Annotated in this window: 9 protein-coding genes; 2 read left to right on the top strand and 7 right to left on the bottom strand. The window is 65.2% G+C overall.

Going from position 1 to position 12,371, the window contains the following annotated elements; genetic code table 11:
* Positions 1-117 precede the first annotated feature (117 nt).
* Together H928_RS31960 and H928_RS0100255 are read left to right on the top strand one after the other, a co-directional pair.
* Positions 118-303, top strand: a complete 186-nt coding sequence (locus H928_RS31960; protein ID WP_021024675.1) for a hypothetical protein — start codon at positions 118-120, stop codon at positions 301-303.
* A gap of 559 nt (positions 304-862) precedes the next feature.
* Positions 863-4,810, top strand: a complete 3,948-nt coding sequence (locus tag H928_RS0100255; RefSeq protein ID WP_158400415.1) for an IPTL-CTERM sorting domain-containing protein — start codon at positions 863-865, stop codon at positions 4,808-4,810.
* A gap of 157 nt (positions 4,811-4,967) precedes the next feature.
* On the opposite strand, the gene H928_RS0100250 is transcribed toward H928_RS0100255, so the two are convergent.
* The 7 genes from H928_RS0100250 to H928_RS0100220 all read right to left on the bottom strand — a co-directional run.
* Entirely contained in the window at positions 4,968-5,504 is a 537-nt protein-coding gene (locus H928_RS0100250) for a HEPN domain-containing protein (protein WP_021024673.1), read from the bottom strand.
* 85 nt (positions 5,505-5,589) lie between these two features.
* Positions 5,590-7,308, bottom strand: a complete 1,719-nt coding sequence (locus tag H928_RS25535; RefSeq protein ID WP_239644860.1) for an ATP-binding protein — start codon at positions 7,306-7,308, stop codon at positions 5,590-5,592.
* A gap of 125 nt (positions 7,309-7,433) precedes the next feature.
* Positions 7,434-8,126 carry a response regulator transcription factor gene (locus tag H928_RS0100240; RefSeq protein WP_021024671.1) on the bottom strand — a complete coding sequence of 231 codons (693 nt, stop codon included), beginning with the start codon at positions 8,124-8,126 and terminating at the stop codon, positions 7,434-7,436.
* 77 nt (positions 8,127-8,203) lie between these two features.
* Entirely contained in the window at positions 8,204-9,427 is a 1,224-nt protein-coding gene (locus tag H928_RS0100235; protein ID WP_021024670.1) for a multidrug effflux MFS transporter, read from the bottom strand.
* Between the two features lie 61 nt (positions 9,428-9,488).
* Positions 9,489-9,674 (bottom strand): hypothetical protein, encoded by a 186-nt coding sequence (locus tag H928_RS0100230; RefSeq protein WP_021024669.1) that lies wholly within the window; start codon positions 9,672-9,674, stop codon positions 9,489-9,491.
* A gap of 485 nt (positions 9,675-10,159) precedes the next feature.
* Positions 10,160-10,906 (bottom strand): sulfite exporter TauE/SafE family protein, encoded by a 747-nt coding sequence (locus tag H928_RS0100225; protein WP_021024668.1) that lies wholly within the window; start codon positions 10,904-10,906, stop codon positions 10,160-10,162.
* A 265-nt stretch (positions 10,907-11,171) separates the two neighbouring features.
* On the bottom strand, positions 11,172-12,371 hold a 1,200-nt coding region (locus tag H928_RS0100220; RefSeq protein WP_021024667.1), incomplete at its 5' end, for a PepSY-associated TM helix domain-containing protein.

Raw genomic sequence — 12,371 nt, 5'->3', positions numbered from 1 at the left:
TGGCAAGGGCGCCCTGTAAGCGGAAATCGCTTCGTTATGTAGTTTTTGTAACGCCGGATAGATTTCATCAAATAAATAGGTAGAGTTAATTTTTCAAAGAAAATTGAAGAAAACCAAATGTCAGAACGTTCTAGCAACCTGCAGGATTTGGCTGAAAGATTGGCAGCCTTGAGGGAAGAAGGGGCGGAGTTGCTGGCCCGCAGGCCGGCGCCGGGCACCAGCGACCATGCGCGCTTGTCCTGGATCGATGCCGAGATAGAGGCGTTGAGCCGGCAGCTTCAGCAGGGGACGGGTCAACCTTGAGCCAAGGACTTGTGCGAGGCATGTTGAGCAGGCTGCACCAAGGTACCGGCTCGCATGGGGCCCTCGGCAAGCGCCATCGGGCGGAGGCCAACCGCTATTTGTCCTTGCATGCGCAGAAGCGGAGGGCAGGATGCCAGGCACCTGTTCTGTATTCTTCCGCTTGGGCCAAACCACGCCGTCGGTGACGCCGAGTAGGTCTGGCAAGCTTGGCGGCTGGACGCTGATAAGCAAGCGGACTGCACTGGCTTTGACCCGAGCGCTGAACCAGCGCCCCAGTGCCGGGCATGGGCCTCGAGATACCTCCACATCTCCCCTGGGCAGGCCCTGAAAGCCCGCCACCCGCAGCCGAATCACTAATTTACGGGATGGCAAAACCGGCTTGCCCCTTTAGTCTGCGCTCAAGACAAGACTGGGGGTAACTATGGTTAGATTTGGCAACGCTGGTAACGCCAACCGGCGGGCGCAAGGCGGGAGAGTTGGGCTGGCAACGCTGCTGGAACGCACTGTGCAGGCAAAGGCAGCCGGGAGCCGTTTGCGGCAGTTGGTTTTGCTGGGCAGTTTGGCATTGGTAGTTGCACTGCCACTGGCGGCCCAGGCCAAAACCTATGTGGTCAATGCGGTGAGCAGTTCCACCACCAATGCGTCCGGCTGTGATGCAGGCAATAGCGGCACTTGCACCCTCGGCAATGCCATTTTGGCGCTCAATGCCGATGCAGACAGCAGCGTTGCGGGGCGCATCGAGTTTGAGGCGGGCCTGTTTTCGTCTCCGCAGACGATTGCGGTGAGCCAATTGGCCCCGCGTTACAGCGTGGACATTGCGGGCCCGGGTGCGCATCTGCTGACCTTGAGGGGCAGCAGCTCGCAGACCATGTTTGTGATGAATGCCGGCCAAGGCGCGAGCGGTACCGGAAGTACCTTGGAGGTTCGTCTCGCTGGGCTGCGCATCAGTGGCGCGCGCCAAGGCATCAACAGCGCTGCCAAGCTCACGGTCGACAGCTGCTGGATCGATAGCAACACCAACACCAGCACGAGCAATGGTGGCGGTATCCTCAACCGCGGCAGCCTCAGCTTGCTTAACAGCACGGTGGCCAACAACACGGCCAGCAACGCGTCGTTTGGCTACGGCGGCGGCATCCAGAATGATCCGACTGCCACGGCGCTGCTGATCCACAACAGCACCATTGCCAACAATGTGGCCCGCCAAGGTGGCGGCATCAACAGTAGCTCAGGTGGCAGCATTGCCATCCACAACTCCACCATCAGCGCAAACCAAGCGACCAGTTGGGGTGGAGGCTTTTACAGGGAGGGCAGCAGCGCGCCGTTGGTGGTCAACTCCATCATTCGCGGCAACACGGCGCCAAGCTTTCCGAATGTGGTGGGCGGCAGCAGCTTGGTGAACCAGAACAGTGCCGTCCATACCGCCAGTGCAGCTGACACAGGCCTGCCTGCGATCGGGCTTGCCGCTTTGGGCGCCTATGGCGGCACCATGCCAACGATGCCGCCCCTGGCGGGCTCACCGGCGCTGGGCCTGGGCCGCTACGCAGCAGGCGAGCAGGTTCGCGACCAGATCGGCGCACCGCGCCCGGCCACCCAGGGTGCGGTGATTGATGCAGGTGCTGTGCAAGGCCAGGCCTATACCCTGACGCTCGCCAGCCCTTCGCCTTTCCCCAGCCAGGTGGCGCCGGGCGCGGCGTTGCCGGTGACGGTGGATGTGCAAAGCAGCGGACAGCCTCTGCTGGGGGTTACCCCGGCCTTGCTTGCCAGCACACATGCGGGCCTGACCTCCAGCGCCAGCTGCGCGCCGAGCAATGCCAGCGGCCAGGCTGCTTGCACGGTCAGCTTCACATTGCCCGGTGGCGTGCCGGTTGCGGGCGTCAGCCTCAATGCGCACCTGGGCGCAGCCTCGGTCAGCAGCGCGGCCTTTACCGTCGCGGCCCAGCAGCTGGGCGGATTTGGTATCAGCCTGCCAGCGCAAGTGGCTGCGGGCCAGGCGTTTAACTTCAGCGTCAACGCGCTCGATACCGATGGCCATGCGATGCCCAGCTACAGCGGCGCCGTGCATTTCAGCAGCAGTGATGCTGGGGCACAGTTGCCCGCAGGCGCCGCACTCTCCGGCGGTGCGGGCAGTTTCAGCGCCACCTTGGCCGCCATGGGCAGCCAGCAGATCACAGTGGCAGATGCGCTGTCCAACCCCGTGGTACAAGGCTCGGCCAGCACGCAGGTACTTTTGCTGCCGCCCCTCGTCACCAGTCTGGCGCCCTCCGTGGCCGATGCCGCAGGCGGCACGGTGGTGACGGTGAACGGCAGCCACTTTGATGCCACGGCCCAAGTGCAATTTGCAGGCTTTACCTATATCCAGCCTTTCAATGTGACGGCCACGTCGCTCAGCTTTGTGGCGCCGGCTGGCGCGGGCGGCAGCGATGCAGCGGTACAGGTGTTTACCCAAGGCTGCTATATGGCCGTGCCCAACGCCAATTGCATGAGCCCCATCACGCCCGCCAGCGTGTTGCGCTTCTTTGCGGCCAGCTATGTGGTCAACAACGCTGGCGACAGCGATGGCAGCAACCCACAAGCCTGCGCCCAGGGCAATGCCAACACCTGCACCTTGCGCGATGCGGTGCTGCAGGCCAATATGCTGGGCGGCGCGCCCGTCATCCAGTTTGATGCCAGCGTGTTCAACCCCGCTGCACCGCAGACCATCAGCTTGGCCCATGGCCAGATCAGCCTGGCTAAAAGCATGGCCATCGAGGGCCCGGGCGCCGATGTGCTGACGGTCAGCGGCAATGGTGCCAGCCGTGTGCTGCAGATCGAGGCCGCCGCGCAACCGGTGCGCCTGGCGGGCCTGCGCTTGGCGCAAGGCCGCTCCAACGGCGGCAGCGCGGTGCTCAACCATTCATCCGGCTTGGTGCAGCTGCAAAACCTGGTGCTGGCGCAGAATGTGGCCGCAGCCGGTGGCTATAGCGGTAACAATGACACGCTGGCCCAGGCGGGCTCGGGCGGCGCCGTGTACTCGCATGGAACGGGTGCGTTGGAGATCGACGGCACCACCTTCGACAGCAACAGTGCTGCGCAGTTGGGCGGTGGCCTGTTGGTGGCGGCGGGCAACACCGCGACCTTGCGCGGCAGCACCTGGGTGTCCAACCAAGGCGACTTGGGTGGCAGTGCGCTTGCCAACCTGGGCAGTGTGGCGCAGATTGAGAACAGCACCTTCAGCGCCAATGCCAGCCCGAACGCGGCCGGCCAAGGTGGCACCCTGTTAAGCCAGGGCCAGAGCCGTTTGGTGCTGCTGAACAGCACGCTGGCAGGCAATAGCAGCGGCGTTGCCGGTGGTATCAGTGGCGCAGCCGACGGTGGCAACACCCCCAGCCTGACCCTGGTGAACAGCATCGTGGCCGGCAACAGCGGCGGCGCTGGGCCAGCGGCTGATATCCGCAGCACAGGGCTGACCTTCGTTGATGGCGGTGGCAATGTCTTTACCCGGGACACGCCTACGACCATCGACCCTGGCCTGGCACCGCTGGGCCACTACGGCGGCAACACCCCAACCCTGCTGGCGCTGCCCGGTTCGCGCAGCATTTGTGCGGGCGTGGCCAGCGCGGCGGAGGTGACGGTGCCACCGCTGGACCAGCGCGGCGCCGCACGCCCCTATGGGGCCGATGGCCTGGTGCCCGCATCCTGCGTGGATGCCGGTGCCGTGCAAAGCCATTACGCGATGCAGTTCAGCGTGCAGCCATCAGCGGTGGCGCTGAACACGCCCATGCTGCCAGCGCCGCAAGTCACATTGGAAGAAAACGGCCAGGCCTTTAACAGTACCAGCTACCCAGCCCTTGGCACACTCGCCTCGTTGGGCAGCGTGCAGCTGGCCCAAGGCCCAGGCACGGGCCGCCTGGCCAAGCTGGTGTTGGCCACCACGCCGGTATCGGTAGACCTGGCAACTGCCACTGGCACTGCCGTATTTGACGATCTGGAGTTTGCCCAAGCCGGTAGCCAGAGCCTCGTCGCCAGCCTGGCGCTCAACCCCAGCCTGGCCGAACCTGCGCTGCTGCAAACCAGCAGCGCCAGCTTCGCCGTCGGCCAGGCCGCCGCGCAGGTCAGCCTGGAGGCCAGCCCGCAGCAAGTGCAGCAGGGCCAGGCAGTGACCTTGACCGCCACGGTGATCGGCAGCGCCCCTGGCGGCACCGTCACCTTCAGCGATGGCCCCAGCGTGCTCTGCGGCGGCCCTGTGGCCCTTGTCACCGTGGGCGATACCGCCACCGCCAGCTGCACCACCTCCGCGTTGGCGCAGGGCGAGCGCGCTATCACCGTGACCTACAGCGGCGATAGCAACAACGCCGTCGCTGTGACCTTGACCCCGTCGCAGGTGGTGGTCACCGCGCCCCCCGGCAACGGCGGCGCCAACCCCATTGCGGTCCCTGCGCTGTCGGGCTGGGCGCTGGCCTTGCTGGCTGCGCTGGTGGGCGGGATGGGCCTGGTCGGGCGCAGAGTGGTGGCGCGCAAGGCCGATTGAGTGGTGGGGCGCCGGGCCAGCCTGCATTGCGGGGGCCGGGCGCCGAGATGTGGTGAATAAGCAGAGGTGGAGGGGGTGTAGGAGGGCAGGGAGACAGGTCCTAGGCGAACGGCTGGCTTGGCCAAGTCAGCCGTTTGCCTTTATGAAGCCTTCACCGTCACTCTGCTTCAAGAGCATGTTCCGTGGCAGTTACAAGGCCAGTTAAAAAGCGAATGGCTTTCTCCAAGTCATCCCGCTTGACCATGTGAGGTGCAGGTGCCCCGACAGTTACTGGTTTCGAGCGATGAACCACATCTCCACGGCGGCTGATGAGTTGATCAAGTGACTTTTTTGCTGACGCAGTGTCGTAGTGAAGCCATGCCCACCCTGCGGTCACATCGACCTGCAAGTAATCAAGAAATAGCTTTTTGGTCTTCTCTGAATTGGGGTTGTGAAAGCGCTTCAATTCCTCCGTGAGCTTGTTGTTCACGAAATCCCCGATAGGACTACCGTTCACCGCTTTTAATCTGGCGGCAACTGCCTCTATGACGCGATCTTCCACATAGGTCTCCCATGCGGTAAGTGCCATCACGAGCCCTGCTCGTTTGAGAACCTCTGCTGACTCCGCATTTTGCTTATGGAGTGAGTCGAAATGCGCAAGGAGCGTGGTCGCATCTTGGATAGAGATTAAGAACGTTTTTGATGCGCGGGACATTAGTAGCGAGCGACTCTTCTAATTGGTTGAATGATTTTCTTAGTCTAATCCAGTCGTACCTCAAATAGCTGACTACGCGGGGGTGTCAGACCTCAGGTATGTCCCGCACTTCCACCACAGCCGGCAGCGGCACCCGCAGCACCACCGTCGTCAGCCCCCCTTGCGATCCCACTGACAACTGCGCACCCAGCCGCTGGGCCCGGGCCTGCATGCTGCGCAGGCCGGTGCCGTGCGTGGGGGTGTTGGCTGCTTTGGCCGCAGGCAGGCCCACCCCGTTGTCCTGCACCTGCAGCAGCAGCTGGCCGGCCTCGCGGGCCAGCACCACGTCCACGCGTTGGGCGTGGCTGTGTTTGAAGGCATTGGTCAGGGCTTCTTGCAGAATCCGCAGCACATCCAGGCTGGCACTGGTGGGCAGGTGCAGCTGGTCGATATGGCTCAGCTGCCAGTGCACCTCCATGTCATGCACTTCGAACAGCTGGCTCATGCGGTAGCGCATGGGGGCGAGCAGCTCGCCCAGCGACAGCTCGCCATAGTGCTGGGCAGAGGCCAGGTCGATGATCAGCCGCAGGTCATCGCGCATGCCGCGCAGCATGCCCAGCACCTGGTCGGGTGGCAGCGCGCCGCGTGTGCGCTCCAAGGTGGTGATATTGCCGATCAGCATGCCGCCCAGGCCGTCGTGCAGGTCGTGGGCGATATTGACGCGCTCGCCCAGGCGGGCCTGCAGCAGCTCCAGCTCATGGCGGCCGGCCAGCGATTCGGTCAGCTCGGCGCGGGCCTCGGCCACATGGTGCTGCATCTCGTCATTGAAGCTCTCCACGCGCCGGGTGTTCTGCACAAAGGTCCAGGCCAAGGTCAGCGCAATGCCGACGGTGGCGAGTGGCTCGGTGTAGGTGGCCAGGTAGAAGTTGTCGTCCACGATGCGGGTGAAGACCAGCAGGTCATGCGCCATCGCCAGCGCGCTGGCCAGCGCCGTGAGCGACAGCAGGCGCTGGGCCTGGTTGCCGTTGCGCCAGGCCAGGCCGACAAACACTCCAGCGGTGGTGAACAGCAGGGCCGATGAGGCCCAGGCCATGACGTTGCGCATCTCTCTGAGCTGCGCATCGGGCACCAGCAAGGTGATGGCCGCCAGCGCGGCAATAACCAGCCACATGGCGGCCTCGCGCCTGGGCCAGCGGCGGCCCATGAAGCGCAGCACAAACATGGCATTGCAGCCGTGGTAGAGCACATAGGCGATCGAGACCACAGCCGCATAGGTGTTGATGTGGTGGAACGGCCAGGGCGTCACGCTGACAAAGTTGACGGTAAAGCCCACCCAGGCGGCCTGGCGTGCGGCATACCAGCCGTAGGCGGCCTCTTGGCGGCGCATCAGCCACAGCACCAGGAAGAAGCAGCCCAGGGTTGCGCCCACGCCCAGGTGCAGCCAGTTGAGGTTGTGCCGCACCAGGTAGCTGTCCTGCTGCGCCGCGCGTAGCAACTCGGGTGCGCCGATCTCGACCGGGCCCAGCGCAGGTTGGTAGGCGTAGTAGCCGCTCACGCGGATCAGCAGCTCGTTGCTGCCGCTGTGCAGCAGCGGTGCGGGCAGTACCAGGTAGCGCGGCGTGTTCCAGGCACGTGTCATCGGCTCGGTCAAATACGGGTCGCGCTGCAGCTCCACGCCGTTGACCGAGATGACCCCGGCTTGCATCAGGTAGTGGATGTAGAGGCCCTGGGTCTGTGGCTCGCCGCTGATGTCCCAGTGCAGCCGGTACCAGACGACGCCGCTATAGCCCGGCCACTGCTGGTTCCAGTCGTTGGGCACCTTCACCGGCACCCAGCCGTTGTCGGGTGGCTGCTGGGCATTCCAGTCCGAGCGCGCGGCCTCGGCCGTGCCCGGCCAGGGCTGGCCTTGGGCCTGCGCGGGCGGTACCTGGCATAGCGCTGCCAGACAGATCAGCGCAGCAAGCCATGCTCGCGTGCACGCCGCAAGGCCTGCGTGCGCGAGCTCACGGCCAATTTGTCGTAGATATGCCGGATATGGGTGTCGATGGTCCATCGGGATAGGTGCAGGCATTCGGCGATTTCGCGGTTGCTCATGCCGGCGGCGACATGGTCGAGGATCTCGCGCTCGCGCTCGGTGAGCGCTTCGCGCAGCGCCGGGTCGGGCGGCTGCGACGGGGTGGGAGGGCGCCCGGCCGGGCGCCCCACCAGGTCCAGAATGCGCCGGGCAATGAAGGGGTCGATGGGCGCGCCGCCCTTGAGCACATTGCGCACCGACAGCGCAATCTCCAGGTCGTCGCGCTCCTTGAGCACATAGCCATTGGCGCCGGCGCGCAGCGCGCCCAGGATCATCTCCTCGGTGCTCCAGGCCGACACCACCAGAATCGGCAGCACCGGGTTGCGCGCGCGCAGCCAGTCAATCAGGTCAATGCCATTGCCATCGGGCAGGCCCAGGTCGATCAGCGCCATCACCATGGGCTGCAGGCCGCCTTCGGGCGCGGTCACCAATTGCTGGCACTCGGCCAGCGAACCGGCCTCGCACAGCTGATCGGCTGCGACGCCTACCGAGCCCAGCACGGCGCCCAGCCGGGCGAGCATGTCGGGGTCGTCATCAACCAGCAGTACGGGGAGTTGCGCAATAGCCATCGCTACATTTTGACGCAAAGAGGGAGATCTGCCATCACGCATTTACGGTAAATGCGGCTGTTATTGCCCCTGGCGCGCTAATGCCCCGCCAGCGCATGGAGCGTGGCAGGCGCCTGCCTGGCACTGAGCCGGGTGAGCAGCAGCAGCACCACTGAGGCCAGCAGCATGAAGGCCAGCCACGGAACGGTGCCCAGCACCACCACCTTGCCGGCCAGCGGCGTGGCGGCCGAGGAGATGCTGAGCTGGAACGCGCCCAGCAGCGCAGCGGTGGAGCCCAGCGCGCTGTGCTGCGAGCCCATCGCCATCGACATCAAGGTGGCCTCGGCCATGCCCAGGCCCCACATCGCAAGGAACATCCCCAGCACGATACCGGGCAGGCCCAGCTGCGCGGCAGCGGCGGCCAGGGCCAGGGCGGAGCCAGCCACCATCAGCAGCGCGCCGACGACAGCCAGCCTGGCAACGCCTGCGCGCTGCACCAGCTTGCCGCTGGTGACTGCGCCCATCAGCACCGCCACGCCGGTGGCGCCAAAGACCAGGCCAAAGCGGTCGGGGCTCAGGCCAAAGCGCTGCTGGTAGACCAGGGAGGCGCCGGCGATGTAGATGAACAGCACAAAGAAGGCGCTGGACAGCGCGAGCGCGGGCAGCAGAAACTGCCGGTCGCTGGCAATGCGCAGGTAGGTGCTGGCGACGGAGCGCAGCCGCAGCGGCAGCCGGGCCGCGCGCGGCAGGGTTTCGGGTAGGGCCATCGCGGTGTTCAAGAGGACCAACAGGCCCATCGCGCCGAGCACCACCATGACGCCGCGCCAACCATGGTGCACATCGACATAGCCGCCCACGGCAGGCGCCAGCACCGGGGCCAGGCCCTCGATGGTCATCAGCAAGGCAAAGAGCTGGGCGGCACGTGCGCCCTTGGCCACATCGCGCACCGAGCTCATCACCACCACCAGGGTGAGCGCGCCGGCCAGCCCTTGCACAAAGCGGCTGGTGAGCAAGATGCCGATGGAGGACGCCTGGCTGGCCCAGAACGAGGCCAGCGCAAAGGCCAGCAGCCCTGCCAGCAACGGACGGCGGCGGCCAAAGGCATCGACGATGGGGCCAAACAGCAACTGGCCCAGGCCCATGGCCAGCAGGAACACCGTCAGGGTCAGCTGCACCTGGGCATAGGGCACGGCCAGTTCGCTGGCGATCTCGGGCATCGAGGCCAGGTACATGTCGGTGGCCGAGGGGCCGAGCACGGCAATCAGTGCGAGAGAGGCGGCAAAGCGCAGGCCGCTGGCAGGTAGGTGGGTATCGGTTGTCATGGAAGGACTTGCTGTAGCAGCATGGACATGGGATGGGTGAGGAGGGGTGCAGCGGCGGGCATCAGGGCGCGGCGCTCGCGGGGACGAGCGCGATCAGCGCCAGCGCGGCGGAGGTGAGGCCAGCGAGGCCCGCGACGGTGAGCAGCGCCCGGTAATCGCGGCGGTCAATACGGCCGGCGCGGCCTTGCCATGCGGCAATCAGCAGCGATGCGGTCCACAGCGCAAGGGCGATGGCGGCGTGCGTCATCGCAAGGCCCTGTGCGTAGGCAAATGCGGCGCGTGCAGGCGCAGGCCGGCGCTGTCAGACAGCGACGCCAGGGCGGTGAAAAAAGCGCAGGGAGAAGACAAGACGGGGTCCTTTCTGGGAAAAATGCCGCAGGAAGGCCCGTTGAAAAAACAAATGCCGCCCGTGCGGCGGCATCGTTTCAAATGGGAATAGGAAATCGTGCCGCGCTTAGGAAGCGAGGCGGTACAGCACAGCGAAGGCGTACGAGATGATGACCATAGGTCGCGGATTATAGCGACGAATTTTTGCGATGCAAGCGATGGGCCGCTGTGCGGCGGCGGGTGCGGGCCGTGGCGCCGTCAACGGTCTGCATGGGCATGCCGAAGGTGTGCGGGCATCTAGGCCTGGGGCGGCGCGCATTCGGTGGTTGGCACTGAGTCACAACCCGCCCCGCATCTGGCTGACTGCCCATGGGGCTTAGATGGCGCGGCCTTTTGAGCAGGTTCTTAAAAGAACGGCCGAGAGGCAAGTTCGAGCCCCAGGGCAAGCAGCAATAGCAGAAAGCACTGCCGAAAGCGCTGGGGACTGATACGCGCCCGGACCCGAGTGCCCAGCCACATGCCCAGCAACGCAGGGATGACGCTGAGTGACGACAGGCCCAGCTGGTTCAGGCGAAATGCGTCGTTGGCCAGCAAGCCTGCGGCAAGGGCCAGGGTCGAGATGCTGAAGGACAGCCCCAGCGCCTGCACCAGCTCGTCCTTGTGCAAGCCAAGAGCGCCAAGGTAGGGAACGGCTGGCATGACAAAGACGCCGGTGGCACCCGTGACCATGCCGGTAACCAGCCCCACCAGCGGTGAAAGCCATGCCTCCAGCGCACGCGGGATGGAGAGCGCGGGCGCCAACCAGGCATAGACCGCATAGACGATCAAGGCCGATCCCAGGGCGAAGCCGGACCAGCGGGGGTCAACGCGCACCAGGAGCGCGGACCCGCCCACCGTCCCGATCACCATGGCCGCCAGCATGGGCCACAGGCGCCGCACCAGCGCTGCCACCGCGCCGCCAGAGAACAGTTGCCAAACATTGGTGACAAAGGACGGCACCACCAACAGCGTTGCCGCCATGGCCGGCGGCATCACCGTGCCCAGCAGCCCCATCGCTACCGTCGGCAGCCCCATCCCTGTCACCCCCTTCACCATGCCGGCAAAAAGAAAGGTGGCTGTCAGCAAGCCATAAAAGAACATTGAATCATGCATGGGGGACCTCCAGATGGCCCCATTGAACCGGATGGGTGGCAGAAGCACAATTCGGAATTTACGGCTAATGCTTCGGCAATTCCTGAGGATGGATTCAGTGGCTATGGAATATGGATAAACCAGTTGGAAATACCATAGCTACTTTGTGATCAAGGCTTTGGTGCAAGACCTTGGCATGAGCGCCGCAGTGCCGGGCCAGCCGCTGGCTCTGGTGCGGCGCGGGCGGCTCGGGTCCATCCCACCAGGCGAGGATTTTGCAGCGACTCTAAGCAAGAACCAAGGCGGCGCAGGCCATGGCCAGCATGGCCAGGCCCAGCCAGGCCTGGCTGGCGCTGCGGGTGCTGAACACCCAGATGGCAAGGGCGGTATAGAGCACAAAGCTCAGCAGGCTGGCGCTCAGCACCGCTTCGGCGCTGGATAGCCCGCTGAACCTGGGCAGCATGCGCGCAAGGGCTGCTGCGGCCAGGCTGGCCAGGCCATAGCCGCCCAGGCAGGCGGCCAACACCCGGCTGCTCACTTGCAGGCGGTAGGCTGGCTGGGTGGCCTGCCGCATTGCCGGCTTGGCCGGTTTTGGCAGTGGGGCCAGCGTTGCCGGCGGGCCTGGGCTGTGCCAGCGCCGCTTTACTGTCCAGGCCATGCCCATCAGCAGCAGGCCAAACGCGAGGGCAACCAGCTCTACGCTGGCGCTTTGCCAGTCGCCCCTCTGGGCGTAATGCCAGGCACAAAGGCCGGTGCTGGCCAGGTTCAGCAGCGGCAGCAGCATGCACAGGGCCGCTGCCAGCACCAGCTGCTCTACCCAGGCCCGCGCCGGGGGCCGGCAGGCGGCATGCAGCCCGCTGGCGGCCCAGAGCAGCAAAAAGCCGCGTATCTCCCACAGCTCGCGCCCCGGCAGGGCGGCGGGCAGCAGGCGGTTGAGCCAGAAGTAGCCCATGCAGGCCAGTGCCATACCGGCCAGGGCGGCCACGTTCAGGCACTCGACAAGCCGGTAAAAGCCAGCGGTAGCGCCACCAAACTCCTGCGCGCTTTTTTTGCGCCGCTTGACCATAAAGAGCATGGTGCCGGTGGCCATCATTGCCGTGCCCATCAGCCCGAAGACAAAGTACATCCAGCGCAGGGTCCAACCACCAAAGCTGGCCACATGCAGCGCTTCGAGCACCGGGTGGATCTGGCCGCTGTGGGTAGGTGCGTGTGGGTCGGGGTTGCGCAGCTGCAGCACCGCACCGCTCACCCCATCAAAACTCACCTGAGCGGCCTGGTGGAGGATGGTCTGCGTGTCGCTGGGCGGCTGGTGGAAGACGCGCACGGTCACCGAGGCATCGCCGGGCCGCTCGATAAACAGCATGCGCGGGCTGCGGCCGGTCAGCTGCTGCGCCTGGTCCAGCAGCTGCGCCAGGTCCTGCATCGCCGCAGGCTGGCCCTGCAGACTGCGGCGTGGCGGCGCGGCCTCGGGCGAGAGCTCGCCCTG

The organism is Comamonas sp. B-9, assembly GCF_000410635.1.
Classification (GTDB): domain Bacteria; phylum Pseudomonadota; class Gammaproteobacteria; order Burkholderiales; family Burkholderiaceae_C; genus Comamonas.
The sequence above is the reverse complement of the archived record's forward strand: the minus strand, read 5'-3'. Positions and strand labels throughout refer to the sequence as shown.

What these genes read in the sequence shown, in the direction of transcription:
- H928_RS0100240 (WP_021024671.1), bottom strand. Translation starts at nt 8,126, where the DNA reads ATGGCTATTGCGCAACTCCCCGTACTGCTGGTTGATGACGACCCCGAC.
- H928_RS0100225 (WP_021024668.1), bottom strand. Translation starts at nt 10,906, where the DNA reads ATGCATGATTCAATGTTCTTTTATGGCTTGCTGACAGCCACCTTTCTT.
- H928_RS31960 (WP_021024675.1), top strand. Translation starts at nt 118, where the DNA reads ATGTCAGAACGTTCTAGCAACCTGCAGGATTTGGCTGAAAGATTGGCA.
- H928_RS0100230 (WP_021024669.1), bottom strand. Translation starts at nt 9,674, where the DNA reads ATGACGCACGCCGCCATCGCCCTTGCGCTGTGGACCGCATCGCTGCTG.
- H928_RS0100235 (WP_021024670.1), bottom strand. Translation starts at nt 9,427, where the DNA reads ATGACAACCGATACCCACCTACCTGCCAGCGGCCTGCGCTTTGCCGCC.
- H928_RS0100250 (WP_021024673.1), bottom strand. Translation starts at nt 5,504, where the DNA reads ATGTCCCGCGCATCAAAAACGTTCTTAATCTCTATCCAAGATGCGACC.